Origin of the sequence: Mesorhizobium australicum, from assembly GCF_900177325.1 — a bacterium.
In the GTDB taxonomy this organism is placed as follows: Bacteria; Pseudomonadota; Alphaproteobacteria; order Rhizobiales; family Rhizobiaceae; genus Mesorhizobium_A; species Mesorhizobium_A australicum_A.
The window spans coordinates 4,111,340-4,137,842 of the sequence record NZ_FXBL01000004.1 but is presented as its reverse complement, the minus strand read 5'-3'; the positions used below and the strand labels follow the sequence as shown (position 1 = coordinate 4,137,842).

26 protein-coding genes are annotated in these 26,503 nt (G+C 65.6%); 7 read left to right on the top strand and 19 right to left on the bottom strand.

Features of this window, described 5'->3' with window-relative positions:
- Window positions 1–5: 5 nt before the first annotated feature.
- From B9Z03_RS22945 to B9Z03_RS22885, 13 genes are all read right to left on the bottom strand, one after another.
- Window positions 6–464 carry an NfeD family protein gene (locus B9Z03_RS22945; RefSeq protein ID WP_085466342.1) on the bottom strand — a complete coding sequence of 153 codons (459 nt, stop codon included), beginning with the start codon at window positions 462–464 and terminating at the stop codon, window positions 6–8.
- A gap of 35 nt (window positions 465–499) precedes the next feature.
- Window positions 500–1,453, bottom strand: a complete 954-nt coding sequence (locus B9Z03_RS22940; protein WP_085466341.1) for an SPFH domain-containing protein — start codon at window positions 1,451–1,453, stop codon at window positions 500–502.
- A gap of 112 nt (window positions 1,454–1,565) precedes the next feature.
- Complete coding sequence (locus B9Z03_RS22935) at window positions 1,566–2,777, bottom strand: NAD(P)/FAD-dependent oxidoreductase (protein ID WP_085466340.1); 1,212 nt, start codon at window positions 2,775–2,777, stop codon at window positions 1,566–1,568.
- 59 nt (window positions 2,778–2,836) lie between these two features.
- Complete coding sequence (gene hemH, locus B9Z03_RS22930) at window positions 2,837–3,901, bottom strand: ferrochelatase (protein WP_085466339.1); 1,065 nt, start codon at window positions 3,899–3,901, stop codon at window positions 2,837–2,839.
- A 137-nt stretch (window positions 3,902–4,038) separates the two neighbouring features.
- Window positions 4,039–6,063: a bifunctional metallophosphatase/5'-nucleotidase gene (locus B9Z03_RS22925; protein ID WP_085466338.1), complete on the bottom strand. Its 2,025-nt coding sequence runs from the start codon at window positions 6,061–6,063 to the stop codon at window positions 4,039–4,041.
- 124 nt (window positions 6,064–6,187) lie between these two features.
- Window positions 6,188–7,441 carry a phenylacetate--CoA ligase family protein gene (locus tag B9Z03_RS22920; RefSeq protein WP_085466337.1) on the bottom strand — a complete coding sequence of 418 codons (1,254 nt, stop codon included), beginning with the start codon at window positions 7,439–7,441 and terminating at the stop codon, window positions 6,188–6,190.
- Between the two features lie 25 nt (window positions 7,442–7,466).
- A complete protein-coding gene (locus B9Z03_RS22915; RefSeq protein WP_085466336.1) occupies window positions 7,467–8,144 on the bottom strand; it encodes a zinc metallopeptidase in 678 nt (225 codons plus the stop codon).
- A gap of 38 nt (window positions 8,145–8,182) precedes the next feature.
- Window positions 8,183–8,575 carry a hypothetical protein gene (locus tag B9Z03_RS22910; RefSeq protein ID WP_085466335.1) on the bottom strand — a complete coding sequence of 131 codons (393 nt, stop codon included), beginning with the start codon at window positions 8,573–8,575 and terminating at the stop codon, window positions 8,183–8,185.
- A gap of 81 nt (window positions 8,576–8,656) precedes the next feature.
- On the bottom strand, window positions 8,657–10,102 hold the full coding sequence (locus B9Z03_RS22905; protein WP_085466334.1) for a homospermidine synthase: 1,446 nt from the start codon (window positions 10,100–10,102) through the stop codon (window positions 8,657–8,659).
- Window positions 10,103–10,206: 104 nt separating this feature from the next.
- Complete coding sequence (locus B9Z03_RS22900) at window positions 10,207–11,148, bottom strand: heme-dependent oxidative N-demethylase family protein (RefSeq protein WP_244561818.1); 942 nt, start codon at window positions 11,146–11,148, stop codon at window positions 10,207–10,209.
- Window positions 11,118–11,417 carry a type II toxin-antitoxin system RelE/ParE family toxin gene (locus B9Z03_RS22895; protein WP_085466333.1) on the bottom strand — a complete coding sequence of 100 codons (300 nt, stop codon included), beginning with the start codon at window positions 11,415–11,417 and terminating at the stop codon, window positions 11,118–11,120. The genes B9Z03_RS22900 and B9Z03_RS22895 overlap by 31 nt, the downstream gene beginning before the upstream one ends.
- Window positions 11,414–11,689: a ribbon-helix-helix domain-containing protein gene (locus tag B9Z03_RS22890; protein WP_085466332.1), complete on the bottom strand. Its 276-nt coding sequence runs from the start codon at window positions 11,687–11,689 to the stop codon at window positions 11,414–11,416. Before B9Z03_RS22890 ends, B9Z03_RS22895 begins: the two co-directional genes overlap by 4 nt.
- A 54-nt stretch (window positions 11,690–11,743) precedes the next feature.
- Window positions 11,744–13,576, bottom strand: coding sequence for a M3 family oligoendopeptidase (locus B9Z03_RS22885; protein ID WP_085466331.1), 1,833 nt, complete (start codon window positions 13,574–13,576; stop codon window positions 11,744–11,746).
- Window positions 13,577–13,680: 104 nt separating this feature from the next.
- Between B9Z03_RS22885 and B9Z03_RS22880 the strand changes: the two genes are divergently transcribed.
- Together B9Z03_RS22880 and B9Z03_RS22875 are read left to right on the top strand one after the other, a co-directional pair.
- Window positions 13,681–15,231, top strand: coding sequence for a sigma-54-dependent transcriptional regulator (locus tag B9Z03_RS22880; protein ID WP_085466330.1), 1,551 nt, complete (start codon window positions 13,681–13,683; stop codon window positions 15,229–15,231).
- Window positions 15,232–15,505: 274 nt separating this feature from the next.
- Window positions 15,506–17,155 (top strand): peptidoglycan L,D-endopeptidase MepK, encoded by a 1,650-nt coding sequence (locus tag B9Z03_RS22875; RefSeq protein ID WP_085466329.1) that lies wholly within the window; start codon window positions 15,506–15,508, stop codon window positions 17,153–17,155.
- A 68-nt stretch (window positions 17,156–17,223) separates the two neighbouring features.
- On the opposite strand, the gene B9Z03_RS22870 is transcribed toward B9Z03_RS22875, so the two are convergent.
- Window positions 17,224–17,868 (bottom strand): 2-dehydro-3-deoxy-phosphogluconate aldolase, encoded by a 645-nt coding sequence (locus B9Z03_RS22870; RefSeq protein ID WP_085466328.1) that lies wholly within the window; start codon window positions 17,866–17,868, stop codon window positions 17,224–17,226.
- Between the two features lie 64 nt (window positions 17,869–17,932).
- Complete coding sequence (locus B9Z03_RS22865; protein WP_085466327.1) at window positions 17,933–18,838, bottom strand: N-acetylmuramidase domain-containing protein; 906 nt, start codon at window positions 18,836–18,838, stop codon at window positions 17,933–17,935.
- 165 nt (window positions 18,839–19,003) lie between these two features.
- On the opposite strand from B9Z03_RS22865, the gene B9Z03_RS22860 reads away from it, so the two are divergent.
- Together B9Z03_RS22860 and B9Z03_RS22855 are read left to right on the top strand one after the other, a co-directional pair.
- Window positions 19,004–19,933 (top strand): oxygen-dependent tRNA uridine(34) hydroxylase TrhO, encoded by a 930-nt coding sequence (locus tag B9Z03_RS22860; protein WP_085466326.1) that lies wholly within the window; start codon window positions 19,004–19,006, stop codon window positions 19,931–19,933.
- A gap of 97 nt (window positions 19,934–20,030) precedes the next feature.
- Window positions 20,031–20,735, top strand: a complete 705-nt coding sequence (locus B9Z03_RS22855) for a tellurite resistance TerB family protein (protein WP_085466325.1) — start codon at window positions 20,031–20,033, stop codon at window positions 20,733–20,735.
- A gap of 24 nt (window positions 20,736–20,759) precedes the next feature.
- Here the strand turns inward: B9Z03_RS22855 and B9Z03_RS22850 are convergent, their stop codons facing one another.
- The gene (locus B9Z03_RS22850; protein WP_139832371.1) at window positions 20,760–21,410 is read right to left on the bottom strand and encodes a TetR/AcrR family transcriptional regulator; all 651 of its coding nucleotides are present in this window, start codon (window positions 21,408–21,410) and stop codon (window positions 20,760–20,762) included.
- Between the two features lie 322 nt (window positions 21,411–21,732).
- On the opposite strand from B9Z03_RS22850, the gene B9Z03_RS22845 reads away from it, so the two are divergent.
- Complete coding sequence (locus tag B9Z03_RS22845) at window positions 21,733–22,485, top strand: SDR family oxidoreductase (RefSeq protein ID WP_085466324.1); 753 nt, start codon at window positions 21,733–21,735, stop codon at window positions 22,483–22,485.
- 53 nt (window positions 22,486–22,538) lie between these two features.
- Entirely contained in the window at window positions 22,539–23,423 is an 885-nt protein-coding gene (locus tag B9Z03_RS22840) for a bifunctional helix-turn-helix transcriptional regulator/GNAT family N-acetyltransferase (protein WP_085466323.1), read from the top strand.
- A 15-nt stretch (window positions 23,424–23,438) separates the two neighbouring features.
- Here the strand turns inward: B9Z03_RS22840 and B9Z03_RS22835 are convergent, their stop codons facing one another.
- Genes B9Z03_RS22835 through B9Z03_RS22825 form a run of 3 tightly spaced genes read right to left on the bottom strand, consistent with a single transcriptional unit; the run spans window position 23,439 to window position 25,649 of the window.
- On the bottom strand, window positions 23,439–24,089 hold the full coding sequence (locus B9Z03_RS22835) for a PIN domain-containing protein (RefSeq protein WP_085466322.1): 651 nt from the start codon (window positions 24,087–24,089) through the stop codon (window positions 23,439–23,441).
- The gene (locus B9Z03_RS22830; RefSeq protein WP_139832370.1) at window positions 24,080–24,421 is read right to left on the bottom strand and encodes a hypothetical protein; all 342 of its coding nucleotides are present in this window, start codon (window positions 24,419–24,421) and stop codon (window positions 24,080–24,082) included. Before B9Z03_RS22830 ends, B9Z03_RS22835 begins: the two co-directional genes overlap by 10 nt.
- A 55-nt stretch (window positions 24,422–24,476) precedes the next feature.
- The gene (locus tag B9Z03_RS22825) at window positions 24,477–25,649 is read right to left on the bottom strand and encodes a pyridoxal phosphate-dependent aminotransferase (RefSeq protein WP_085466320.1); all 1,173 of its coding nucleotides are present in this window, start codon (window positions 25,647–25,649) and stop codon (window positions 24,477–24,479) included.
- Between the two features lie 123 nt (window positions 25,650–25,772).
- On the opposite strand from B9Z03_RS22825, the gene B9Z03_RS22820 reads away from it, so the two are divergent.
- The gene (locus B9Z03_RS22820) at window positions 25,773–26,456 is read left to right on the top strand and encodes a GNAT family N-acetyltransferase (protein ID WP_085466319.1); all 684 of its coding nucleotides are present in this window, start codon (window positions 25,773–25,775) and stop codon (window positions 26,454–26,456) included.
- The last annotated feature ends 47 nt before the right edge of the window (window positions 26,457–26,503 follow it).

Genomic DNA, 26,503 nt, shown 5'->3' with positions numbered 1-26,503 from the left:
TTCCGTCAGACCGTCTCGACGGTCAGCTCTCCGCCATGCGCGCTGACGACGCGGACGCGCGTGCCCGGCTGGGCGTCGGGGCCGATCACCTTCCAGACCGTGTCATCCAGCCTGATGCGACCGCGGCCCTCGCGGATCGGCTCCTCGAGCGTCGCGGTGCGCCCGACGAGCTGGGCGTCGCGACGGTTGAGCAAGGGTTCGTCGCTGTCGGTCTCGCGCGCCTTGTTGACGCGGTGGCCGACATAGGCGGCGACCAGCGACAAGGCGAGGAAAAGCAGCGTCTGCACCTGCCAGGTCCAGGCCGCCCAGTCCCAGAACTGCAGCGACAGCGCACCGACGATGATCGCCGCGATGCCGATCCAGAGCAGGAAGACACCCGGGACGAGAATTTCCAGCGCGAGCAGCACGAAGCCGAGAACCATCCAGTTCCAGGGTCCGAGCTCCAGGAATATCCGTTCGAGCATGCGTTACCTCCCTGCGCCTGGAACGAGGCGCGGCCTCAGTTCCCGCCTTCCGGCGGGACGCGTGGAGTGCGGCCGGCCAAGCGCTGCGCGCCCGCGGTGCCCTCCGCGCGGAACACTTCCTTGGCGATCTCGCCGATGCCCCCCAGCGTGCCGATCAGCGAGGAAGCCTCCATCGGCATCAACACCACCTTGCTGTTGGTGGCGGAACCGATCTTCGCCAGCGCCTCGGTGTATTTCTGTGCGACGAAGTAGTTGATGGCCTGGACATCACCCTTGGCGATCGCTTCGGACACGACCTGCGTGGCGCGGGCCTCGGCCTCGGCGGCGCGTTCGCGGGCCTCGGCATCGCGGAAGGCGGCTTCCTTGCGGCCTTCCGCCTCCAGCACCTGCGCCTGCTTCAAACCTTCCGCTTCGAGGATCTGGGCGCGCTTGTTGCGTTCGGCCATCATCTGGCGGGCCATGGATTCCACCAGGTTCGCGGGCGGATTGATGTCCTTGATCTCGACGCGGGTCATCTTGATGCCCCATGGGCTCGCCGCGTCATCGACGATCTTGAGCAGGCGCTCGTTGATCGCGTCGCGGTTGGACAGAAGCTCGTCGAGATCCATCGAGCCCATGACCGAGCGGATGTTGGTCATTGTCAGGTTGAGGATAGCATTCTGCAGGCCCGACACCTGATAGGCGGCCTGCGGCGCGTTCAGCACCTGAAAGAAGGCGACGCCGTCAACTGCGACGATCGCGTTGTCGCGCGTGATGACCTCCTGGGTCGGAACATCCAGAACCTGCTCCATCATGTTCATCTTCGCGCCGAGGCGGTCGATGAACGGGATGATCAGATTAAGGCCGGGGGTGAGCGTTCGGGTGTAACGGCCGAAGCGCTCGACCGTGTAGTTGAACCCCTGCGGGACGGTCTTGATACCTGCGAAGATGAGCAGAAGCACCAGGACCACGAGGACCGGTATCACGATATCGAGGCCAGAAAAGTCCATGGGAACCCCCGTTTCGGTGGACGGATGCCGCTTCGCATCGCCTGCGTCCAACGATTTAAGCGTGTTCCGTGCGCGTTACAATCTCGGCGCGCAACAATCCCCGGCCGGGTTGCTATTCGGGGAAGGCGAAGAGCGCGGCGTCGGCATCGCGGCCGCCGGCGAGGTCCGTGCGGATGATCTCGGCCGCCATGCGCGAGAAGGTGATGCCGTTGCCGCCATATCCCATGACGGAATGGATGCGTGGGTGGCGCGGGATTTTCGCGATGATCGGCAGGCCGGTTGCGGTCGTACCGAAAGAGCCGGTCCAGGCGAATTCCGGCGTGACGTCCAGGTGCGGCATCAGCCGGCCGAGCTTTTCAGCGATGCGTTTCGTCTTAGCGGCCATGAGGGCATCGCGCGCGTCCTCGTCTTGGAATTCCTCGTCCTCGCCGCCGCAAACGACGCGGCCGTCAGCCGTGGCGCGTAGATAGAGATACGGGTCCGACGCTTCCCAGATGAAGGCTTGCGAAGGCCAGAGGGCCTGCTTCTGCGGCCGCGTCGCGATCGCCCAGGTGGAGATGACGGAGTGGCCCTTGGCGGGGGCCACGGATGCGAGCTCGTAGCCGGTCGCAAGCACAACATGCTTCGCGGAGATGACCGGGCCCTGGCTCGTCTCTACCTCAACGCCGGAAGCGGACGAGCGGAAGGCGCTCGCCTCGGCGGGGGCGTGGTAGCGCGCACCCCTCGCGATCGCCGCCAGATGGAATCCCGCCGTCATCTTGCGCGGATCGAGCGCTAGGTTGTCGGGGCTGAGGATCGCGCCGTCCCGTTCTATGCCGAAACGATCTCGAAGCTGCCCTGCGGTGAGATATTCCGCGTAAAGCCCTGCCTCGCGCCGCGCATTGGCTTCGTCGCGCAGGCCAGACGCACCGAGCACATTGCCTGCGAGGAGGAGCGAGGGGCGTGGAGTCTTTGCGCAGGCGATGCCGAGTTCGTCCAGCCTGGCGGAGAGGTTGGCGACAGCGACGCGCGAACGGCGCCACGCGGCCTGCGCATGCGTCTTGCCGACCTTCCGCGACAGCAGGGTGAGGGGCTGGTCGATCTCATACTGGACGAGCGCTGTCGTCGCGGGCGTGGAGCCTTTCAGCGGACCGCGCCGGTCGATGACAATCACGTCCAGTCCGTCGGCAGTGAGCGCCTCGGCGATCATTGCGCCGGATATGCCCATGCCGACGACCAGCACGTCGGTCTTCATGTCGCGCGAGAGCGTCGCGACTGGTACGCGCGGCGCGCGATAGGCCATCCAGACCGGCGTTCCGGTCCTCAGGTCGAGTCTGCGGATCATTCGGCTATCCCCTCAGTCAGCCGAGGGAAACGCGCCGCCTGCAAGGACGTTCCGGCCGGTCAGATCCAGCCCTGGACTTCGCGCCGGACCAGGCTCTCGATCACGGTCATGCCTTCAGGGCTGTCGTTGAGGCAGGGGATGTGCGCAAAGCGCTCGCCGCCGGCATGCAGGAACACTTCGCGTACCTCGCCGTCGATCTCTTCCAGCGTTTCGATACAGTCGGCCGAGAAGCCGGGATTGAGGATGGCGATGCGCTTGACACCCTCCTTGGCCAGCCGCTCGACCGTCTTGTCGGTGTAGGGCTGCAGCCATTCCTGCGCGCCGAAGCGCGACTGGAAGGTGCTGATCAGCCGCTTCTCGTCCCAGCCCAGCCTTTCGCGCAGCAAACGCGTCGTCTTCAGGCAATGGCAATGATAGGGGTCGCCCTTCTCGAGATTGACCTTCGGCAGGCCGTGATAGGAAGCGAGAACAACCTCCGGCTCGAAGTCGAGCTTGGCGAGATGGCCTTTCAGTGAATCTGCCAGCGCGTCGATATAGACCGGCTCGTCGTAATAGGCCGGCACGGTGCGCACGGCCGGCGCGTTGCGGATCTCCATCAGGGCGCGGAAGAGCTGGTCGTTCGCGGTCGCCGTCGTGGTGGCGGAATACTGCGGATAGAGCGGGAAGGTCAGAATACGGTCGCAGCCCTGCTGGAGCAGGCGATCGAGCGCGCTGGCGGTCGACGGATTGCCGTAGCGCATGCCCCATTCGACCGAGATGTCCGGGTTGTCGGAGAGCGCGGCAGCAAGCTTCTCCGCCTGGCCGCGCGTGAAGGTGCGCAGCGGCGACTCGTCCAGCTCGGTGTTCCAGATCTTGCGGTAGTTGGCGCCGGTCTTCTGCGGCCGCGTCGTCAGGATGAAGAGATTGAGGATCGGCTGCCAGACGAGGGGAGGTATCTCGATGACGCGCCTGTCGGAGAGAAACTCCTTCAGATAGCGCCGAACCGACCCATAGTCCGTGCCGTCGGGCGTGCCGAGATTGACGAGGAGGACTCCAATGCGGCCCTTGCGTACGGGTGGGTGGCCGGCAGGCAAGGGCCCTATCGATTTTCGGTCGGCCTGTGGTGTCAGTTCCGTCGTGCCCATCGCCTGCTCCGTGTTGCGCCACACTTAGCCCGTGCGGGCACGAATTCAACAACAAGGCCGCCGGCAAGGCTGCGGCAAATGGAAACCGGGCCGCCCGAGGTTCGGACGGCCCGGCCGCATTTCGATGCGTCGGCGCGTCAGCCCTTCGGCGGGATGTTCAGGGTGCCGCCGATCGGCAGTTCCTTCGGCTTCAGGCCCGGATTGGCCTCCGAGATCTTCTTCCACAGGAAGCCGTCGCCGTAGATTTCCTTGGCGAGGTTCCAGAAGTTGTCACCGGCGACGATCGTGTGCGTGGCCGGGGATGCGGCCTGCGTCGCAGGAGCGGCAGCCGTCTGCGTGGCGGGGGCCGCGGCGGGCGCAGGCGCCGCGGGTGCTCCCTCGACCTTCGGCGCCTGGTTGGCGATCTCGTTGGACGCGGCAGGCAGCTCCGGCAGCTTGGCGGCAGGCTCCGCCGTCGCGGCCGGCGCAGGAGTCGCGGCGGGAGCCGGAGTGGCGGCAGGAGCGGGGGTTGCAGCCGGCGCCGGCTCGGCGGCCGGGGCAGCGGCTGCGGCAGGCGTCACCTCGGTGATGCGGCCGTCGAGCTTCGGCGTGTAGGGCCGGTTCTTCTCGAGGTAGTCGGCGACCACCTGCTCGAGGCTCGGGCCGAAGTCATAGGCGTTCTGCGCGTTGGAGGCGAAGAGCTTGTAGCCGTCACCGCCGGCGCGGACGAAGTTGTTGGTGGCGATCGTGTAGACCTTGGCCTCGTCGATCGGCTTCCATGCGCCGCCGTCCATGACCTCGAGCGACTTGAGGCGACCGCCGTTCGGCGCGACCGACTTGTCGAACGTATATTTCAGGCCCGCGACCTGCGGAAACTTGCCCTTGCCCTCTTCGATCTCGGAGAGGCCGGCTTCGATTGAATCCTTCAGGTCCTTGCCGGAGAGCTGGAAAGTGGCGAGCGTGTTCTGGAAGGGCAGGACGGTGAGGACCTCGCCCATGGTGATGACGCCCTGGTCGATCGAGGCACGGATGCCGCCGCCGTTCTGGATGGCGATGGTGACACCCTGGTCCTTGGTGCGGTCGAGCATCGCGTCGGCGATCAGGTTGCCCATCGTGCATTCGACGGCGCGGCAGGACTTGCGGTCGCCGTCGATCGCTGCGGCGGCTTCGGAGACTTCCTTCTTCTTCAGCTCCTCGATCGGCGCGCCGAGTTCCTTGATGCGGGCAAGAACCGCCTCGTCGGGGATGATCGACTTGTCGAGGTAGAGCGGGTCGCCCTTGGCTTCCTTGACGACGCCGTTGTCGTCGAAGGTGACGGTGAACTCGCCAAGATATTTCGAGTAGGATGCGGCCTGCGTCACCGGCACCTTGTAGCCGCCCGGATTGTCGATCATCGTCGGATACGGGCCTTCGGCCTTCGCATCGGTGTTCGACAGCAGCGAGTGCGAATGGCCGCCGACCACGACGTCGACGCCCGGGATCTTCGCGATCAGTTCCTTGTCGCGCGGGTAGCCGACATGCGTCAGCGCGATGATCTTGTTGACGCCCTCGGCCTCGAGCTTCTTCACCTCGGCCGTGATGGTGGCGATGTCGTCCTCGATGGTGATGTTCGGTCCGGGCGAGGCGATCTCGGGCGTGTCGGTCGTCACAGCGCCGACGATGCCGATCTTCTGGCCGCCGACGTCGAGCACCAGCGACGGCTTGATGCGGTCGACGATGGTGGAGGCGGAAGCCGCCTTGACGTTGGCGCTCAGCACCGGGAACTTCACCAGGTCGAGGAAGGTCTTGAGAGCCGGTTCGCCATCGTCGAACTCATGGTTGCCGACGGTCATGGCGTCGAACTTCATCAGGTTGAGGAACTCGGCCTCGGCCGCACCCTTGTAGGTCGCGTAGAACAGCGAGCCCTGGAAGTTGTCGCCGCCGTTGAGCAGCAGCACGTTCTGGCCTTCGAGCGCCTTGCGGCGGTCGGCGATCGCGGTGACAAGGCGCGCGGCGCCGCCGATGCACTCGCCCTTGCCTTCTTCCTCGGCCGAGCAGGTGGATTCGTATTTGTTGTTGCTCTCGATGCGGCTGTGCCAGTCGTTGATGTGCAGGATGTTCAGCGTGTAGTCGGCAAAGGACGCCGCGGTGGACATCGCAAGAACCGATGCCGACAGCGCTCCGATCAGGGCGGTTTTCCGCATGTTTTCGTCTCCCATGTTTCGCGACGGCACCTTCCTAAAGGGGCGAGGTGTCAGCGATATTGCAAACCCGGTAGGGGCAATCTTCCACCGGCTCGTTAGCGATGCAAGCGGATTCCGGCCGGGCTCAGGCGCGGTAGTCGCGCTCGTCCGCAATCACCTTGCCGTCGTTGGGAAGGCTGCCGGCCGGCGCGATCAGCACCGAGCCACCCAGCTTGGTCACGTCGCGGAGCGTTGCCTCGACCGCCGCGGCGTCCGTCGTAGCGCCGGCCGTGGCCTCGACGTGCAGCGCCATCGCGTCGCGTTCGCCGTCCCGGGTGACGACCAGCCGGCCTTTGGCGATCTCCGGATGGCGCGAGAGGACCGCCGCGACCTGCTTCGGATCGACGAACATGCCCTTGATTTTCGTGCGCTGGTCGGCGCGGCCCAGCCAGCCACGGATGCGGGTGTTGGTGCGCCCGCAGGGCGAAGGCTCGCTGATGATGGCGGACAGGTCGCCGGTGCCGAGCCGCACCAGGGGATAGGCGGAATTGAACGACGTCACCACGACTTCACCGACCTCGCCGTCGGGAACCGGCTCGTCCGTGCCGGGGCGGACGATCTCCAGGATCAGCCCCTCGTTCACCATCATGCCGGGCAGGGGGGTTCCGTCGGCCTGCGCGGTCTCGTAGGCGATGACGCCGAACTCTGCGGTGGCGTAACACTGCAGCACCGAAACACCGCGGGAGCGGTATTCCTCGCGCAGCGAGGGGAACAACGCGCCGCCCGAGACGAGGCCCCTTCTGATCGACGAGAGATCCCGGCCCATCTCGGCAGCCTTGTCGAGCATCACCTTGAGGAAGTCCGGTGTGCCCGCATAGACCGACGGCTTGACGCTCGCGGCGGCGTCGACCTGCATCTCGGTATTGCCAGTGCCGGCAGCGAAGACCGTGCAGCCCATGGCGCGCGCGCCCTCATCGAGGATGAAGCCGCCGGGCGTCATGTGATAGGCGAAGGCGTTGTGGACGATTTCGCCCTGGCGCACGCCGGCGGCATGGAAGGCGCGCGCGGCCTGCCAGGGGTCGACGCCGGCCGCCTGCGGCTCCCACAGCGGACCGGGCGACAGGAAGACGCGCCCGCCCTTCAGCTGCGAAGTGTTCGCGAAGCCCCCGAAAGGCGGATCCTTCTGCTGGAATTCCATCAGCTCGGACTTGCGCAGCACCGGAAGCCTGGCCAGCGCGCGCCGGTCGGTGACCGTTGCGGGGTCGTGCCCGGAAAGCCACGCCGCCAGTCCCGGCGCGTTCGCCATCGCCTGGCTCAGGAAAACTGGAAGCCGCGAGAAATGGTCCGCCTCGCGCTCGGCGGGCGCACGTGTCTCGAGCGCGTCGAAATGGTCCGGCATGTGTCCTCCCGATGGTTTTTCCGCACTATCGCAACAGGCTGATCCAACGCGCAAGGTTGACCATCGAGATAAGCGCACCGGCGACATAGGTCAGCGCGGCCGCGGCGAGCACGCTGCGGATGCGCGGCAGGTCGCCTTCGTCGAGATACCGTCCCTGTTTCAGGATCGGCAGCGCCTTGCCGAAGCTCGCGTCGAACTCGACCGGCAGCGTGACCAGGTTGACGAGGACGCGGACCCCGAGCAGGGCGACGCCAAGTCCGAGCACGGCGGCGAAGGCAAGCGGGGTGCGGGCGAGGATGCCGAAGAACGGAGCGGCGAGGAAGAACCAGAACGCGATCCGGTCGGTCTGCATCGCCAGCTTTGCCAGCGACTGACGCGCCTGGAGCGCGCGCTCGCCGCGCCCGTCCTGGATGGCGTGGCCGACCTCGTGCGCGGCGATCGCGACTGCCGAGAGCGAGCGGCCGTCATGGTGCTGCCTCAAGAGCCGCACCGCCTTGTCGTCCGGATCGTAGTGATCGCCCTTGTCGGTGATCTCGACCTTCACATGGGCAAGGTCGAAGCGGTTGAGCAGATGACGCGCCAGCTCGCCGCCCGTGCCGGGATAGTCCGCCCTGTCCGCGGCATGCCGGTTGATCGTCCAGCGGACCCAAAGCTGCGGAAGGATCGCAACCGAGAGGAATGCGACCGCGAGGAGGGCGATCACGTACCGCCCTCCGACATCAGTCCGCTAGCGTCCGGCGCTCATGCACCGGCTTGCTTGCGCACCAGCACGAACTGCTGGCCGGCGGAGCTGGTGCAGTTGAGCTGTTGCATGGTCACCAGGGCGCAGTTCACGCTGGAGGTCGTCTGGCGAATGATCGAGGTGACGGAAATCTCGATCGTGCGCTGGTCGGCATAGCGGTACGAGCCCGTCGCGAGCTTGTTCCCGGTATCGACCGCGAGCGTCTCGAACGAGCCGCCGGTGAAGCGCGACATCGCCACCCCGTCCGTGCTCAGCCATTCGCCCTCGACGCCGGAGGGGCGCGAGGCGGTTGTCCCGGAACCTCCCGGGCCGGGGCCGGTTGCCTGACATCCGGCGAGCGCCAGAAGCGCGACAAGCGGTGTGGCCGATAAGAGCGTGCGCGCATTCGGCATCGGCGATTCTCCTGTAGTGAGTCCCCCTACATGGTTTGCATCGCGCGTTATCCGCGCGAAAGCAAGACCTTGCACGTGGAGTTACCGCACCAGAATGTTGCGGAACTGCCAGGGATCCTTCTCGTCGATATCCTCCGGGAAAAGGCCGGGACGATCGGCGAGCGGGGTCCATTCGGTGTAGTAGCCCTTCACCGGTCCGAGGTAGGGCATCTGGACCTCGAGGCAGCGCTGGAAATCCATCTCGTCGGCCTCGACGATGCCCGAATTCGGGTTCTCGAGCGCCCAGACCATGCCTGCGAGCACCGCCGAGGTGACCTGCAGGCCGGTCGCGTTCTGGTTGGGAGCCAGCTTGCGCGCCTCCGCGAGCGAGAGCTGCGAGCCGTACCAGTAGGCGTTGAGGTCATGGCCGTAGAGCAGAACGCCCAGCTCGTCCGAGCCGTCGACCAGCTCGTTTTCGTCCAGCACGTGATGGACGGGCTGCGCCTTGCCGGCTGCGCCGAACATCTCATGCAGCGACAGCACGGCATCGTTGCAGGGATGGTAGGCGTAGTGGCAGGTCGGCCGGTAGGTCACCTTGCCCTTCTTGTTGGTGACGGTGAAGAAATCGGCGATCGAAATTGCCTCGTTATGGGTGACGAGGAAGCCGTATTGCGGCCCCGGCGTCGGGCACCAGGTGCGCACGCGTGTGTTGGCGCCGGGTTGCTCGAGGAAGATCGCCGCCTTGGACCCGTGCTTGTGTTGACGCGCGTTCTTCGGCATCCATTTCTCGTGGGTCCCCCAGCCGAGCTCGGCCGGCTGCAGGCCCTCGGAGATGAACCCCTCGACCGACCAGGTGTTCCAGAACACGTTGAGAGGCTTGGGCTTTTTGGTGCGCTGCGTGTCGCGTTCGGCGATATGGACGCCCTTGACGCCGACCTTCTTCATCAGCTTGGCCCAGCCTTCGCGATCCGAAGTCGCGGGCTCCTCGAAGTCGAGGCCGATGTCCTTGCCGAGATTGACCAGCGCCTGCTTGACGAACCACGACACCATGCCGGGATTGGCGCCGCAGGTGGAAACCGCCGTCGGACCGCCGGGATGCTTGCGCTTCTCCTCCAGCAGCGTTTCGCGCAGCGCATAGTTGGTGCGGCTCGCATTGTCGGCTTCCGCGTCGAAGTAGAAGCCGAGCCAGGGCTCCACAACGGTGTCGATGTAGAGAACGCCGAGCTTGCGGCAGAGACGCATGAGGTCGACCGAGCCAGTGTCGACGGAGAGATTGACGCAGAAGCCCTGGCCGCCGCCCTTGGTCAGCAGCGGCGTCAACAGCTTCTTGTAGTTGTCCTTAGTGACGTGTTCGTTCACGACGGCGATGCCTCGCTCGTCGAGCAGCTTGCGGTTCTCCCCCGACGGGTCGACAACCGTCATGCGCGCCTTGTCGAACTTGAAATGGCGCTCGATCAGCGGCAGCGTGCCGCGGCCGATCGATCCGAAGCCGATCATCACCACGGGCCCGCTGATTTCGCCGTAGATCGGCCAGTTCTTTTCCGCCATTCTTTAAAAACTCCTTCAATATCCGGCCTTTTTGAACGGCCGCACCCCGGTCAAACCATATTAGCCTGTCACAATAAAGCGGAAAGCGGTTTGCCAGAACACGGTTACCCGGCAGCGACTTGTTGCAGATCCGCAATCAGACGGTCGCGATCGGCGCCGAAACCCTTGTAATCGACCTGTGCACTGTCGAGCGCCGCAAGCTGCGCGGCGAGGCCCGCCGCCAGGCGTGCGCCGTCCGGATGCGTCTTCAACGCTGACATCGGGTCGAGGTCGATGCGGATCGTGAAGACGATGTCGCCCGATACCGGCAGCTTGCGCAGCGTCTGGCGTTCGACCCGGATGAAGGCGGAGGCTGCGCCGTCTGCAAAGCGCGGCGGTCGGGCCGCGGCGCGCTCGTCGCGCTGGACCGAGGAGAGCGGCTTGTAGAGCGCGCGGTCGGCCTGCAGCGACCAGTTCCAGCGGATTACGGGCTGGCCCGGCTGGAGGTTGTCGAAGATGCGCTGGATCACGTCTGCCATGCGCGTGCCCTCGCCGAAGCCGGGGACGGGCGTGTGGATCTGCTGCAGAGGCCGGCCGAATTTTTCCGACAGGGTCCAGGAGGAAGGAAAGCACAGCGAGGCGGCGACGAGCCTCCAGCCGCTGTCGTCCTTGCGCATCAGCACCAGGTCGTCCGCAACGAGACCGGCGGCGGCGAGCAGCGGCGCACGGTCTGCATCGGCCAGTTCCACCGTCCGGACACCGCCGACCGAGATCGCGTTTCCGTCGCGCCGATACAGCACGGGCTGGCATTCGAGGAGATGCGCCGCCAGCAGGTCGCGCAATTCCGCCTGCGCGCCGCGCGTGCCCGGCTCCTCGACGAAGACGAGATCCGGAATCTCGCGGTTCAGCCGGTCCTTCTCGGCAAGCATCGCTTCGAGGTTGTCCGCAGGCACGATCCACTCGGCCGGATCGATCGGCTTCAAACCGATGGTGAACGGACGCGACGAGCCGTCATAGGGGGTGGGGAAAGAGGATTTCAGATCATATCCTCGATCATACGCTGCCAATCGCGGTGGCCTTCGGTCACCATGACGATGCTGACTGTGTCGGGGTTATGGGTCGTGCGGTAAATCGCAACATATCGGCCGACAACGGTATAGCGGTATTTCCCGATTGCCGGACCGCCAGCGGGAAACACCGACAGCTTAGCCTCTAGCCGAGATCGCAGCTCGGCAACGAAAGAACGGGCACGCGTCGGATTTTCCAAGGCGATATGTTCGGCGATGTTTCGCAGATCTTCCCGCGCGTTTTCGGTGAAAACGATCCGGGCGGTCATGCTTTCCGAGTTGCTTCTATCCGGTCGATCCTCTCATCGATCTCGTTCCAGAATGCATCGTTGGCCACCACAACGCGGCCGTCGCGGATGTCCTCTTCGGACCGGCGCAGCTTTTCGCGCAATTCTTCCCTGGCCGCGGCCCAGTCAGCCTCGTCTTCGCGCATCTTAGCCGTGATGGCGTCCTCGATCGCTTCGAGTTCATCGCGGTAGCGACCGGAACTCACTTGTTCGGCGATCCACTGTGCCTGCTGCTTCTTGAGCGGGATGTTCATCGCTTGGCTCCTCAATCCCGAATCTAGCGCGAACGGGCAGAGCCGCCAAGCGGCTCACCCCATCGCTTCGAGCTCGTCGATCAGCCCGGCGATCACCGACAGCCCCCTGGCCCAGAACTGCGGATCGGAGGCGTCGAGGCCGAAGGGCGCCAGAAGCTCCGAATGATGCTTTGTGCCGCCGGCCCTCAGCATGTCGAAATACTTCTCCTGGAAGCCGGATTCGGCATTCTGGTAGACCGCGTAGAGCGAGTTCACCAGGCAGTCCCCGAATGCATAGGCGTAGACGTAGAAGGGCGAGTGGATGAAATGGGGGATATAGGTCCAGAAGGTCTCGTAGCCCGGCTGCAGCGCGATCGCCGGGCCGAGGCTCTCCGACTGCACTTCCAGCCAGAGCTCGCCGATCCGGTCGGAGGTCAGCTCGCCGTTGCGCCGCTCGGTGTGCACCTTTCGCTCGAACTCGTAGAAGGCGATCTGGCGCACGACCGTGTTGATCATGTCCTCGACCTTCTGCGCCAGCATCGCCTTGCGCTCGCGCGGCTCACGGGTCTGGTCGAGCAGCGAGCGGAAGGTGAGCATCTCGCCGAAGACCGACGCCGTCTCCGCAAGCGTCAGCGGCGTCGACGCCATCAGCGCGCCCTGCGCGCCTGCAAGCACCTGATGCACGCCATGGCCGAGCTCGTGCGCCAGCGTCATCACGTCGCGCGGCTTGCCCATGTAGTTGACGAGGACGTAGGGGTGGACCGATGGCACGGTGGGGTGCGCGAAGGCGCCCGGCGCCTTGCCCGGGCGGACCGCGGCGTCGATCCAGCTCCTGTCGAAGAACGTGCGGGCGATCTCGGCCATGTCGGGCGAGAACAGCTGGTAGGCCGACAGCACCGTGTGCTTGGCCTCGTCCCAGCCGATCACGGCCTGTGGCGTGTCGGGCAGCGGCGCGTTGCGGTCCCAGTTGTTGAGCTTCTCGAGGCCCAGCCACTTCGCCTTCATCGCGTAGTAGCGATGCGAGAGGCTCGGATAGGCCTCGCGCACGGCGGTCGCCAGCGCGTCGACGACACTGCGCTCGACGCGGTTGGCGAGGTGGCGCGAGTCCGCGATATCCTCGAAGCCGCGCCAGCGGTCGGAGATTTCCTTGTCCTTCGCCAGTGTGTTGGTGATCAGCGTGAAAGTGCGCAGGTTGGCCTTGAAGGTCGCTGCCAGCGCCTCCGACGCCTTGCGGCGGGTCTCCGGGTCGGCGTCCTGCAGCTTGTTGAGCGTCGGCTCCAGCGTCAGTTCCTCGCCGTCGACCGTGAAGCGCAGGCTGGTCATCGTCTCGTCGAAGAGGCGGTTCCAGGCGCCGCGGCCGGTCACGGACTTCTCGTGGAAGAGCTGTTCGACACGATCCTCGAGCTGGTAGGGCTTTTCCTTTCGGAGATCGACGATCCAGGGCTTGTAGTGCGCAAAGCCTTTATCGTGATCGAACGCGGCTTCGATCGCCTCGTCGCCGATCTTGTTCAGTTCGAGCGCGAAGAAGAGCGTATGCGCGCTCGCATCTGTCATCTTTTCCTGGACGTCGCCGTAGAGCTTCGCGCGCTTGGGATCGGACGTGTCGCCGGAATAGACGAGACCCGCATAGGAGACGATGCGGCCGATCAACTCCTCCAGCGCCTCATATTCCGCCATCGCCGCGCCGAGCCCGCCCTTCGCGGCCTCGTCTGCGAGCTTGCCCTTCCACCGGTTCTCGAAGGTGGCCGATTCCGACAGGGCGCGGGCGATGTCGCCTGCGAGCTCCGGCCCGTCCATCGACGGATAGAGATCGGACAGGTTCCATTCGGGCAGGGCGCCTGTCGTCGGCGCCTTTGCCGCGGCGCTTTGCGGCGCAAGATGGGTGCGGGCGATAAAGTCGTTCAACATTCCGGATCCTGTCGAAGTGTACGGCATTCCTAAACCGGCCGTAAGCATTCGTATACCGGCTTTGTTGAGCCGTTGTTTAGGAGCCTGTGCCAAGTTGATGCACCATGAATCAACTCACGTCCCCGCGAGCACAGGAGACTGTCGCAGGCGGCGCCGTCCTCGTCATCGATGACGACCCGGTGCAGCGCCGTCTCGTCGACGCGGCGCTGACCAAGTTCGGCTATCGCACGATTCTCGCCGAAGGCGGGGAAGCGGGGCTGGTCGCCTTCGATGGGCCGAGCGGCGCGGACATCGTCGCGGTCGTGCTCGACCTCGTCATGCCCGGCGTCGGCGGGCTCGACGTGCTCCGCCGGCTGCGCCAGCGCGGCATCGCCGCGCCGGTCATTGTCCAGACGTCGCAGGGCGGCATCGAATCGGTTGTCGGCGCGATGCGCGAGGGCGCTTTCGACTTCGTGGTGAAGCCGGTCTCGCCGGAGCGCCTGCGCACCGCGATCGCCAATGCGATGAAGGTCGAGGCGATGGAAGGCGAGGCGCGCCAGACGCGACGCCGGCCCGCCGGAACGCTCACCTTCCGCGACATCGTCACCTCCAGTCCTGCGATGGATCGCGTCATGCGGCTCGGGCAGAAGGCCGCCGCCTCCAACATTCCGATCCTGATCGAGGGCGAATCCGGCACCGGCAAGGAACTTGTCGCGCGCGCCATCCAGGGCAGCAGCGACCGCAAGGGCAAGCCGTTCGTGACGGTAAACTGCGGCGCGATCCCGGAAAACCTGGTCGAGAGCATCCTCTTCGGCCACGAGAAAGGCGCCTTCACCGGCGCGACCGAGAAACATTCCGGCAAGTTCGTCGAGGCCAATGGCGGCACGCTGTTCCTCGACGAGATCGGCGACCTGCCGCTCGACGTGCAGGTGAAGCTGCTCAGGGCCGTGCAGGAGGGCGAGATCGAGACGGTCGGCGCCCGCGGCACACAGAAGGTCGACATCCGCCTGATCTCGGCGACGCACCGCGATCTGCTGCAGAGGGTCAAGGACGGGCTGTTCCGGGAGGATCTCTTCTACCGGCTGAACGTCTTTCCGATCTCCGTGCCGCCGCTGCGCGACCGCCGCGACGATATTCCGGCGCTGGTGTCGCATTTCATCCGCCAGATCCAGGTGAAGGAACATCGCGGCCGCGTGCACGGCATCATGCCGCAGGCGCTCGCCATGCTGATGGCCTACGACTGGCCGGGCAACATCCGCCAGCTGGAGAACGCGGTGTTCCGCGCCGTGGTGCTCGCCGACGGCGACATGCTGACGGTGGACGATTTCCCGCAGATCAGACTCGAGGTGGACGGCGTCGACCTCGACGCCTATGCCGACGCACCCGCCGCCGCGGCGGCAGTCTCGATACCGGTAGAGCGGCCCGTTGCCACGGAGGCTGCCGATCGGGCCTATTCAGGCCGCTTCGGCCTGGTGCGCGCGCTGGACGACGGCGGCAATGTGCGGACGCTGGCCGATGTCGAGCTGGAAATGATCCTGTTCGCGATCGAGCACTACAAAGGCCAGATGAGCGAAGTTGCACGCCGACTCGGCATCGGCCGCTCGACGCTCTACAGGAAGCTCAAGGAATACGGGATCGATCCGGACGAGGGGCGCCCGATGTCGGCGCAGGGCTGAAATTTCCCCGTTATCCCCTCTCGGAAGGCGTTCGTTTACCATGCCGGGACGCCTCACGCGCTTGCCAACATGCTGCCATTGTGTCACCGCATTTGAGCTTCACTAAGCTGTGATTAACCATTAGGCACGATGATCGTGGGTAGCTTTGCCTGCGAATCATCCCGCGGGGACCAACCATCAGCCGACAAGGCGAGACGTTTTGACGAGCATCGGACGACCCCAAAGTGGACGGGACGCGGGATCTGTTTCTTGGCAACGCTGGTGTGCCAGCCTGTTGCTGGCGTTGGGCTGTGTCCTCGCCGCAGGCTCTTCGGCCAGTGCCGAGACGCGCTCCCTGAAGCTCTACTACATCCACACCGGCGAAAAGGCGGAGATCACGTTCAAGAAGAACGGCAAGTATCTTCCGTCCGGCCTGAAGCAGCTCAACAATTTCCTACGCGACTGGCGGCGCAACGAGCCGACCAAGATGGACCCGCGGCTCTTCGACGTCGTGTGGCAGGTCTACAAGAATGTCGGCGCGAGCGGCTACATCCACGTCGTCTCGGCCTATCGGTCGCCGGCGACGAACTCCATGCTGCGCAAGCGCGGCCGCGGCGTTGCCGAAAAGAGCCAGCACATGCTCGGCAAGGCGATGGACTTCTTCATCCCCGGCGTGAAGCTGAAGGAACTGCGCTATGCGGGCCTGCGCCTCCAGGGTGGCGGCGTCGGCTACTACCCGACCTCCGGCTCGCCCTTCGTTCATCTCGACGTCGGCAATGTCCGTCACTGGCCGAAGATGAACCGTACCGAGCTCGCTGCCGTGTTCCCGAAGGGTGGCACGATGCATGTGCCGACCGATGGCAAGCCGCTGCCGGGCTACGATCAGGCGGTTGCCGCCTACCAGAAGCGCAAGGGCGCCGCGGTGGCTTATGCCAGCGCCGACGAGCCTGCGGGCAAGAAGCGCGGTTTCCTGGCGTCGCTGTTTGGTGGTGGCGCCGACGAGGAAGAGGAGACCGGCGGGGTCGACGATTCGGTGGCCAAGGCCCCGGTCGCAGTCGCGTCCGCACCGGCGGCTGCGCCGGCGGTGGAGATCCCGGTCCAGGCCGCCCAGCCCGAGCCGGAGACGCCCGCGACGATCATCGCGGCGCTGCCGCTGCGTGATGTGCCGGCGCCGGTGTTCGCGCCGCGTCCGTCCGTGGATGTCGGCGCGGCGGAGGTGGCTCCCGCTGTGGCGGCTGCGCAGGACCTGACCGTCGGCGATGCGGTACAGGCAGTAGCCGAGAACGTGCCGGTTCCGATGCCTCGCCCTGCCTACACCGCGCCCGAGACGGCAGTTGCCGCTGCGGCGACAGCCACGCCCGCTGTGACGGCGATCGCCGGCAAGCCGACGACAACCGCGGGCGAGCTTGCCATCGAAACCGTCCTGGCGAGGGAGAATCGTCCGGCCGAGTTGAATGGAATTCCAGTCCCGCACGCCCGTCCGGATGCGCCGGTCGTTCTCGCGGCACTGGTGCCGCAGACGCGTCCTACGGTGACCGATGCCGTCGAGCAGCAGGAAGTGGGCCAGGTCGCTGCTGTCGGCGAGCGTCCGGCCAGCCCGCGCGATGCGTTGCGTGGTGGCGGCGATCCGGTCGCGGCGCTCAACGCCGGTCCGGCGACCACGCCCAAATCCGCGCGCCCCGTGTCCGCCGACAGCAAGCCGGACCCGAAGCCCGTTCAGGTTCCGATCAAGACCGGTTTGGTCGACCGCACCCTTGCGCCGGAGCCGACAGTCCGGAAGCCGGTGCGGCCCGACGGCAAGGCATTCGCCGTCTCGTCGATCCGCCAGGCGCCGAGGGAGGTCTACACGGCCGGCTTCCAGCAGGTGGCGCGTGCGCCCGATCCGCAGCGCTTCACCGGCAAGGCGGTGACCTTCATGTCGGTGGCCAAGTTCAGCACAAACTGAGCCGACCCTTCACGTGCGATATTTCCGGGGCCTTGAGGCCCCGGTTTCGTTTAGGATTCAGGATTACGTCAGCGCGGCTTCGACAGCGTCGCCGCCTGTCGGGCCAGATCCTCGATCTGCGCCCACTTGCCGTCGGCGACCAGTTCGTCCGGTGCGACCCAGGAACCGCCGACGCACAGCACGTTGGGCAGGCCGAGATAGGTCGGGGCGTTCTTTTCGGTCACGCCGCCGGTTGGGCAGAAGCGCACGCCTGCCAGCGGCGACGACAGCGACTTCAGATAGGCCGCGCCCCCGGCCTGCTCGGCAGGGAAGAACTTGAGCAGCGAATAGCCCGCCTCCAGCGCCGTCATGATCTCGCTCGACGTCACCGCCCCCGGCAGCAGCGGCACGTTGCTTTCGTCGGCGGCCGCGACCAGTTGCGGCGTGAGCCCTGGGCTCACGATGAAGCGCGAACCGGCCTCGACGGCGCCCTCGAAGTGCTTGCGGTTGAGGATGGTGCCGGCGCCCGTCACCGCCTCTTCGACCTCGTTCGCCACCAGCTTGATGGCGTCGAGCGCGACGGGCGTGCGCAGCGTGATCTCGATCGCCTTCAACCCGCCACGCGCCAGCGCCCGCGCCAGCGGAACGGCATCCGCCAGCCTGGCGATCTTTATGACGGGGATGACCGGCTGACCGGTCATGACGGGAAGAAGGAGGTCGGTCTTCTGAGCCATTCCAGGCGCATCCCCTGACACGATCGATGTTGCACCGCCTAACAGATGGCGACCGCCAAGTCCATCAATCGCGCCAGAGACCGCGCAGCCAGAGCAGGAACCACGGCCAGAAAGATCGAGCCGGCGACGAAGCCTCGGATGTATTCGAGGGCGGAGCCTCGATCGCCGGTCCCTTCAGCGCTTCCAGCGTCTTCGGGCCGGCTATACCATCGACGTCCAGAGAACGCGCTCTTTGAACGTCTCGCACGGCGGCTTCCGTCTGGGGGCCGAAGATGCCGTCCGACGAGACCCAGTAGCCGGCGGCTGCGAGAAGGTCCTGCAACTCCCGCACGGCCTTGCCCGCGGACCTGCGCCGCAGCGGGGCGTTGGCCGTGGTCGGCGACGCGGCTGCGATCTCGTCGGCATATTTCGCATAGGCCGTGGCGATCTTGCGGTCGTAGCCGTGGCGCCTGTAGTCGGGGCCGTTGTAGCCGCGCGCGAAGGCGGTCCAGTCGCGTCGGCGGATCGCGCCGGCGAGCCCGGCCTTCTCAATGAAGCGCGCCATCAGCGCGACCTGCCCGCCCGCGCCGGCGCGTGCCTCGGCAACCAGTGCGTCGATGCTGGCATAGTCCAGCCATTCCCAATGCGCGCCCATCACCTGGCCGAGCCCCCAGGAGACGGATTCGTGCGCGGCCTTGTGGTCGATCGCGGCCGCCTTCGCGAGCATCGCCCAGCGCGCCGCCTGCGAGGCCGGGTTCTTCACCGCGCCGGCCTTCGGGTTCGCAAGACCTGCCGCCCGCGCGGCGGCGCGCTTGCCGGCGGGCAGCCGGCGGTCGAAATAGTGCCCTTCGAAGCGGATCAGCGGCTCGCGCCGGCCGTCGACATTGGCGAAGGCCTTGCCGGCCGATTCGACCTCCGCGATCGCGAGCAGCGCGGCCGGCTCCAGGCCGCTGCGCACGGCGATCGTCTCGATCTCGCTGTTGCTGAACATGATTGCCTCTCCCGTGCTGGTTCTGCGCAAGAGTGGGGCAGTCCTGGGGAGGCGGGGATCGATTTTTCGGTTGCGGCGGTCCGGCGATGACCTTCCGTGCCGGCAAAGGCCTGGAAATCCGGGCGTACTTGAAATCGCCGCATCGAGGGTCTAGGCGCAGCGGTCATGGATCGATCCACCCCCAACAGGCCTTTCCGGGTCGCCGCGCTCTACAGGTTCGTGCCGGTCGCGGACCCCGCGGCGCTGCGTGCCGATCTCGCGCCGTTCTGCTGCGGACAGGGGATCAAGGGCACGCTGCTCATTGCGCGCGAGGGCATCAACGGTACCGTGGCGGGCAGCGAAGAGGCGATCGAAGCGCTTGTCGAGCGCCTTGCCGCGCACGGACTTTCCGATCTGGAGATCAAGTTCAGCCGCGCCTCGGAGATGCCGTTCCACCGGCTCAAGGTGCGGCTGAAGGCCGAGATCGTCACCATGGGCAGGCCCGAGATCGACCCGGCGCTCGCGGCGGGCGCCTATGTCCCGGCCGGCGAATGGAACGCGCTGATCAGCGATCCGGACACGGTCGTCATCGACACGCGCAATGACTATGAGGTGGCGATCGGCACCTTTCGCGGCGCTGTCGACCCGGCGACGAAGTCGTTCCGCGAGTTCCCCGCCTGGGCGGAAGCGAACCGCGACCTGCTCGAAGGCCGCAAGGTGGCAATGTTCTGCACCGGCGGCATACGCTGCGAGAAGGCGACGGCCTATGTCCGTTCGCTCGGCATCGAGGACGTCTACCACCTCAAGGGCGGCATCCTGAAATATCTCGAGGATGTTCCCGCGTCGGACAGCCTGTGGGAAGGCGAATGCTTCGTCTTCGACGAGCGCGTGGCCGTGAGGCACGGGCTGGAGGAGGGGGAGGCGGAGCTGTGTCGCGCCTGCCGGATGCCGCTCACCGCCGCCGATCGCGCCGCGCCGCACTACCATCCCGGCGTGTCCTGCCCGCACTGCCACGAGGTGCGCAGCGATGCCGACCGGGACCGGTACGCCGAACGCCAGCGTCAGGTCGACCTGGCCCAGCGGCGCGGCGAGGAGCACATCGGCCGCCGCAGCTAGCAAGCCGCCTCATCGTCATTGCAATGTCGCCGTCGCCTGCCTACCTCTGGCTCGGCGGAAGCGACCGGCCGTGTCAGGCCCTATCGAAGGAGAACGCATGTTCGATCCCAAGAAACTGCTTGATGATCTTCTCGGAACCCAGATTCCGGGCGGTCAGGGAACCGTCCGCGACAAGGCGGGCCAGGCCGTCCAGCTCGCCAAGGACAATCCGATCGCCACGGGCGCGATTGCCGCGATCCTTCTTGGCACCGGAACCGGCCGCGCCGTCACCGGCACGGCGCTGAAGGCGGGTGGTCTCGCGGCCATCGCCGGCCTCGCCTACAAGGCCTACCAGAACTACCAGAACGGCAACCAGCCCGCAGAAGCCGCCAAGCAAGGGCCGGAACTGCTTCCTCCTCCCTCCGACACGAGTTTCCATCCGTCGCAGGCGCCGCAGGGCGAGGCGGAGTTCACGCTGAGCCTGGTGCGGGCGATGATCCTGGCCGCCCGTGCGGACGGGCATATCGACGACGAGGAGCGGGCGAAGATCGCCGACAGGCTGAAGCTCTCCGGCATCGGCGAGGAGGCCGAGCAGTTCCTCACCGCCGAACTGGAGCGGCCGTTCAACCTCGACGAACTGGTCGCCGCCGCGCAGACCGATGCACAGAAGGTCGAACTCTACACCGCCTCGCGCCTCGCGATCGAGCCCGAGACCCGCGCCGAGCGCGGCTATCTCGATATGCTCGCCGGCCGGCTCAAGCTGCCCGATGCGCTGGTCGACCACGTCGAGGCGACAGTGTCGGCGGCGAAGGTCCCGGCCTGACGAGCATACCAATGGGGCGGCGGCTCAATCGCTGCCCACCGGCCGGTCCGGCACGGACCGGCTGACGATGTCGGCGTAGAGACGTTCGGGCGCGCCGTCCGAAATCTCGGCCATGAACCTGATCCGGTCCGACAGGAGCAGGTCCGCCAGTCCGTGTGCGGTTGCCCAGGCGGCGGCGACGTCGCGCATCGCCGATTTGCTGATGCGCGGATCGATGCCTCGCAGCTCTCCGACGCTTTCCACCAGAACGTTGAAAGCGTCGCTGGCCTCGCTCATCAGGCTTGCCGTCTCGAAGTTCGGGCGGAAGGAGGAGAACATCAGGCGGAACAGCGCCGGGTTCTCCTGTGCGAAGTCGATATAGCCAAGGCCCACGCCCACCAGCCGTGCGCGGGGCGTGTCCTCAGCCGCGTCGCGGCGGGCGCGCATCGTTTGCACGAACCGGCCGAAACCGACCGCCGCCAGTTCCGTCAGCAGCGCGTTCGCGTCGCGGAAGTGGTGCTTCGGCGCGGCATGCGACACGCCCGCGCGCTTGGCGCAGCCACGCAGCGTGAAGCCTTCCATGCCCTTTTCCGTCAGCTCGGCCTCGGCGGCCCGCAAAAGCGCTTCCCGCAGGTCGCCGTGATGATACGGCGTTTTCGGGGTCGGCGATCCGGTTTCCTGTCCGCTCTTGCCCAAGCGATCGTCCTTACAATCTATGTTCGCCTGCGGTGTAGTCGCCCGCCCGCCGCCCCGCAATCTTTACGTCGTAAAGCGCCCGCGCCGAAAAGGTCGGCTATTCGCAAACGGTTCAGTTTCGCCGCGTCGGTGCCCGATATGAACGTTAACCTTTGGTTAAGATTCGTATCGTAATTTTAACCATCGGATTTGCTCTCATCCTCCCAAGCAGATCCAGTCACTGGGCGGCCACCAATGGCCGCCTTTTTTTGCCGCTGTCCGGCCGCTTGCCTCTCACCCCCGCTTCTGCAAGGTTCGCCGCGCCAACACGCGGAGGATCTTCATGGCCAAGGGAGTAGCGCTCGTCACCGGGGCAGGCACCGGCATAGGCGCGGCAGTGGCCGCTGCGCTGCTGAGGGACGGATGGGACACGGTTCTCACCGGCCGCCGCAAGGAGAAGCTGGACGAGACGGTTGCGCGCGCCGGCGCCACGCCGGGCAGGGCGCTCGCCGTCGCCTGTGACGTGACAAAACCTGCAGAGGTCGACGCGCTCTTCGCCGCGATCAAGTCCGAGTTCGGACGGCTGGACCTGCTCTTCAACAATGCCGGCATGGGTTCGAAGGGCGCGCCGATCGACGAGATCCCGGTCGAGACCTGGCTGGACGTGGTGAACGTCAATCTCACCGGCTCGTTCCTGTGCGCGCGAGCTGCCTTCGGCATGATGCGGCACCAGACGCCGATGGGTGGGCGCATCATCAACAACGGCTCGATCTCGGCCTACGCACCGCGTCCAGGCTCCGTGCCTTATACGGCGACAAAGCACGCGATCACGGGGTTGACCAAGACGATCGCGCTCGACGGCCGGCCGTTCGACATCGCCTGCGGCCAGATCGACGTCGGCAACGCGCTGACCGAGATGGCGGTACCGATGACAAAGGGCGTGCCGCAGGCCAATGGCGAGATCGCCGTCGAGGCGACGATGGACCCGCAGCACGTCGCGGACGCTGTCCTGCACATGGCCAACCTGCCGCTCGCCTCGAACGTGTTGTTCATGACGGTGATGGCCACCAAGATGCCGTTCGTGGGGCGCGGATAAGCAAGATCAGTCTCCGGCTTGCAGAAAGCCATATATCTGACTAAAGTCAGACAATGCATCGGACGCAGATCGATCAGGTCAGACGGTTCAACCGCGCCTTCACAAAGCGCATCGGCGTGCTCGACGAGACCTATCTTGCGCGCGGTCGCCCGCTCGGCGAGGCGCGGGTCCTGTTCGAGATCGGTCTCGCCGGTAGGATCGGCCTGCAGTCGCTGCGCGAGCGGCTCGGTCTCGACTCAGGCTATCTCAGCAGGCTCATTCGATCGCTGGAAACTCAGGGAATGGTCGAGCTCGTCCGGGATGAACGGGACGCTCGTGCGCGTCAGGCACGGTTGACGGCGAACGGGCAGGTCGAGTTCGAAGCTTACGATCGTCTGTCCGACGTTGCGGCGGAGGGGTTTTTAGGGTCGCTGCGCGAGCCGGACCGCAAACTGGTCGTGGAGGCGATGGCGCAGATCGAACACCTGCTGCGCGCGGCTTCTGTAGCGGTGGCGGTGGAGCCGGCAGACAGTCCGGATGCCCGGTCCTGTCTGGAGCAGTATTACGCCGAACTCGCCCGCCGCTTTCCTTCCGGCTTCGATCCGCTGGCCGGCAACAATTTCGATCCGGCCGAAATGACGCCGCCGAAAGGCTGGTTCGTTCTCGCGCGCCTCGACGGAGAGCCCGTCGGATGCGGTGCATTGAAGGCGCTGGACGACGGAATTGGCGAGGTCAAGCGCGTCTGGACTTCACCCTCCGCCCGCGGTCTCGGCGTCGCGAGCCGGATCATGGACCGGCTGGAAGCGCTTGCCGCGGGGGCGGGCTTCGAACTGCTGCGGCTCGATACGAACGGGACCTTGAAGGAAGCGCAGGCGATGTACGCCAAGCGCGGATACCGCGCAATCCCGCGCTACAACGACAATCCCTATGCGGAACACTGGTTCGAGAAGGCTGTGTAGCGGGTTCTCTCGATGCTATCGACGGATGAATTCGTCCGGTTGGGATTGAACAAAGGCAGCGTCAGGCATGATTCCCTGCCATAGCCAGTGACGAGCAAAGGTCGGCGTTGCGATTACGAGCGTCTGGCCAGCGAACGGATAGAGAGCGACATCAGGGCGAGCGAGACGAATGACAGGGCCGCGGAGGAAGTCGCGTATATTCGCGGTTATCAGGATGTCGGCCCGGCCTGCCAGCGCGGTGGTCAGCACATGCCGGTCGTCTTCGATCTCGTCGAACAAAGGCATATCGCGTCGGGACAGGCGGTTGGCCATGGCCTTGGCGATCTCCTGCTCGTCGGCGAATGGGATGAAGCCCGCTGCCAGCGCGATGAGCGGGGGCGTGGGAATTGGTCCTTCGATGGCATAGGCAGCGACGGTGTCGACCAGCCGCGCGGCATCGTCGAATGGAAAAGCCAGCCGCCGCACAAGCACGTCGGAGAGTGCTTCCAACATCGGAATCGATACCACGAGCTGAACTGGTCCGGCTGGGCAGGTGCCGTCGCGCACGGCTTCCACGAGCATTGATGCCGCCGTCGCCTTCACACGGCGTTCGGTGGCAATCAGATCAGCTACGAAGACATTGAGGTCGATCGTGAGACGGATGACCCGTTCCTCGATCAGCGGCAAAGTTCGACTGCCTCTGCCTCGATGGCGGTCTCGTTGTCCAGTATCTCATTGGTTGCCGGCTGACGGTCCGGATCGGTGTGGCGCGCGACGATGAGGCGTTCGTGGGCCTTCAGTGCGCTGCGGCCGACGATGCGCATCGCAAGCTGCCGCTCGTCTTCAGAGGCGGCTCCGTCTATCGCAAACAGCGCACGTCGAGCAGCGGGCGACAAGCTCAGCATGGTCTTCACCGCGACGCCCATGATCTGCGAAGGCGAACGGCTTTCGCTGTCGGCAGTGTTCCTGAGCCGCTCGCGCGTCTTCTCGTCGATATGCGCTGCAACTGTTCCAGCCATGGAAAACATCCTTTAGGTTCCAAAGAACCTACAGCAATCGGTGATCCTGTGCAAACTACCGCTTCAGAAACTCCTCGATCCTCTCCAGCGCCCTCAGGATGTTCTCCTCCGAATTGGCGTAGGACAGCCGCATGTAGCCTTCGCCGAGCACGCCGAAGTCCGGTCCGCCGATCAGCGCCACGCCGGTTTCTTCCAGCAGGGCAGAGGCGAGCTTCTTCGCCTTCCAGCCGGTGCCTGAGACATTCGGGAAGGCGTAGAACGCGCCCTTGGGCGTGATGCAGGAGACGCCGGGCAGGGCGTTCAGTCCCTCCACCACGACCTTCCGGCGCCGGTCGAAGGCGCGCATCATCTTGTCGACATCGTCCTGCGGCCCGTCGATCGCGGCGATGCCGGCATATTGCGACGGGGCGTTGACGCAGGACCAGCAGTTGACCGCGAGCTTGCGCACGAGGTTGTAGAGCCTGTCCGGCCATATCGACCAGCCCATGCGCCAGCCGGTCATCGCCCAGGTCTTGGACCAGCCGTTGAGCACGATCAGCCGGTCGCGGATCGAGGGGAAGGTGAGCAGCGAGGTGTGCACCTCGCCGTCATAGGTCATCACGTCGTAGATCTCGTCGGACAGGATCGCGACGTCGGGATGCTTCTCCAGCCCCTTCACCAGCTTCTCGATCTCGGCCTTCGGCGTCACGCCTCCGGTCGGGTTGGCGGGCGAATTGAGGATGATCAGCCGCGTCTTCGGCGTGATCAGCGCCAGCGTCTCCTCGGCCGAGAAGGCGAAGCCGTTCTCCTCGCGCACCGGAATCGGCACGGGCGTCGCGCCGGTGAACTCGATCATCGAGCGATAGATCGGGAAGCCGGGGTCCGGATACATGATCTCGGCGCCCGGCTCGCCGAACATGACGATTGCCGCATACATCGTCGGCTTGCCGCCGGGCAGGATCATCACGTTTTCCGGCGACACCTCGACGCCGGTGGTCGCCAGCGTTCGCCGCGCCACTGCCTCGCGGCAGGCGAGCAGGCCGGTGGCGGGCGTGTAGCCGTGATGGCCGTCGCGCAGGGCCTTGATGGCGGCCTCGACAATGTGGTCGGGCGTGCGGAAATCCGGCTGGCCAATGCCGAGATTAATGATGTCCTTGCCCGACTGGGCAAGTACCGTGGCGCGGGCAAGCACCGCAAAGGCGTTCTCCTCGCCGATGCGGTCGAAGGCGGGGACTGTGTGGAGCGTCATGTTTCCTCGGTGTTCCGAACGGTATTTCGCTCTGGACCAATCAATTGACCCAGAATTCTGACCTAGTATGGAAGTCAAATCGGCGGGGAGCATATTCCGGCGTCCGCCTTCAAGGGAAGACCCATGCAAGATCTCTCGAACTGGACCCCGCGACCGCGTCCGCAACGCACAGTGCTGGAGGGACGGTATGTCCGGCTGGAGCCCTTAAGCGTGGCGAAACATGGCGATGGTCTCTACAGGGCCGCGACCGAGGACGAAGCCGACGCCCGGTTCCGCTGGCTGTTCGAGACCACCCCGTCCGACCGCGCGAGCTTCGATGCCTGGCTCTCCAAGGTCGAGGCAAGCGAGGACCCGCTGTTCTTCGCCGTCATCGACAAGGCGACCGGCGAGGCGGTGGGCCGGCAGACCCTGATGCGGATCGACCCGACCTATGGCGTGATCGAGATCGGCAACATCCACTGGGGGCCGAAGATGCAGCGCTCGCGTCTGTCGACAGAGGCGCAGTATCTGTTCGCGAAATACGTCTTCGACGACCTCGGCTATCGCCGCTACGAGTGGAAGTGCAACAACCGCAACGAGCCGTCGAAGCGGGCGGCCAAGCGCTTCGGCTTTTCCTTCGAGGGCATCTTCCGCCAGCACCTGATCGTCAAAGGCGAAAACCGCGATACTGCCTGGTATTCGATCATCGACACGGAGTGGCCGGATCTGAAACGCGCCTACGAGGCCTGGCTCGACCCGGCGAACTTCGACGCGGCGGGACATCAGAAGCGGCGACTGGAAGATTTCCGATCGCGGCCGGTGGAATAGCATAACGTCGCCGGGCTGGCGTAAGCCGTCCGCAAAAGACGGAGCTT

Coding starts and splice junctions, on each gene's coding strand:
- B9Z03_RS22840 (WP_085466323.1), top strand. CDS start 22,539: ATGCATCGGACGCAGATCGATCAGGTCAGACGGTTCAACCGCGCCTTC.
- B9Z03_RS22925 (WP_085466338.1), bottom strand. CDS start 6,063: ATGCGGAAAACCGCCCTGATCGGAGCGCTGTCGGCATCGGTTCTTGCG.
- B9Z03_RS22910 (WP_085466335.1), bottom strand. CDS start 8,575: ATGCCGAATGCGCGCACGCTCTTATCGGCCACACCGCTTGTCGCGCTT.
- hemH (WP_085466339.1), bottom strand. CDS start 3,901: ATGGGCACGACGGAACTGACACCACAGGCCGACCGAAAATCGATAGGG.
- B9Z03_RS22855 (WP_085466325.1), top strand. CDS start 20,031: ATGTTCGATCCCAAGAAACTGCTTGATGATCTTCTCGGAACCCAGATT.
- B9Z03_RS22825 (WP_085466320.1), bottom strand. CDS start 25,649: ATGACGCTCCACACAGTCCCCGCCTTCGACCGCATCGGCGAGGAGAAC.
- B9Z03_RS22940 (WP_085466341.1), bottom strand. CDS start 1,453: ATGGACTTTTCTGGCCTCGATATCGTGATACCGGTCCTCGTGGTCCTG.
- B9Z03_RS22905 (WP_085466334.1), bottom strand. CDS start 10,102: ATGGCGGAAAAGAACTGGCCGATCTACGGCGAAATCAGCGGGCCCGTG.
- B9Z03_RS22860 (WP_085466326.1), top strand. CDS start 19,004: ATGGATCGATCCACCCCCAACAGGCCTTTCCGGGTCGCCGCGCTCTAC.
- B9Z03_RS22890 (WP_085466332.1), bottom strand. CDS start 11,689: ATGAACATCCCGCTCAAGAAGCAGCAGGCACAGTGGATCGCCGAACAA.
- B9Z03_RS22945 (WP_085466342.1), bottom strand. CDS start 464: ATGCTCGAACGGATATTCCTGGAGCTCGGACCCTGGAACTGGATGGTT.
- B9Z03_RS22865 (WP_085466327.1), bottom strand. CDS start 18,838: ATGTTCAGCAACAGCGAGATCGAGACGATCGCCGTGCGCAGCGGCCTG.
- B9Z03_RS22870 (WP_085466328.1), bottom strand. CDS start 17,868: ATGGCTCAGAAGACCGACCTCCTTCTTCCCGTCATGACCGGTCAGCCG.
- B9Z03_RS22845 (WP_085466324.1), top strand. CDS start 21,733: ATGGCCAAGGGAGTAGCGCTCGTCACCGGGGCAGGCACCGGCATAGGC.
- B9Z03_RS22920 (WP_085466337.1), bottom strand. CDS start 7,441: ATGCCGGACCATTTCGACGCGCTCGAGACACGTGCGCCCGCCGAGCGC.
- B9Z03_RS22830 (WP_139832370.1), bottom strand. CDS start 24,421: ATGGCTGGAACAGTTGCAGCGCATATCGACGAGAAGACGCGCGAGCGG.
- B9Z03_RS22880 (WP_085466330.1), top strand. CDS start 13,681: ATGAATCAACTCACGTCCCCGCGAGCACAGGAGACTGTCGCAGGCGGC.
- B9Z03_RS22895 (WP_085466333.1), bottom strand. CDS start 11,417: ATGACCGCCCGGATCGTTTTCACCGAAAACGCGCGGGAAGATCTGCGA.
- B9Z03_RS22885 (WP_085466331.1), bottom strand. CDS start 13,576: ATGTTGAACGACTTTATCGCCCGCACCCATCTTGCGCCGCAAAGCGCC.
- B9Z03_RS22935 (WP_085466340.1), bottom strand. CDS start 2,777: ATGATCCGCAGACTCGACCTGAGGACCGGAACGCCGGTCTGGATGGCC.
- B9Z03_RS22820 (WP_085466319.1), top strand. CDS start 25,773: ATGCAAGATCTCTCGAACTGGACCCCGCGACCGCGTCCGCAACGCACA.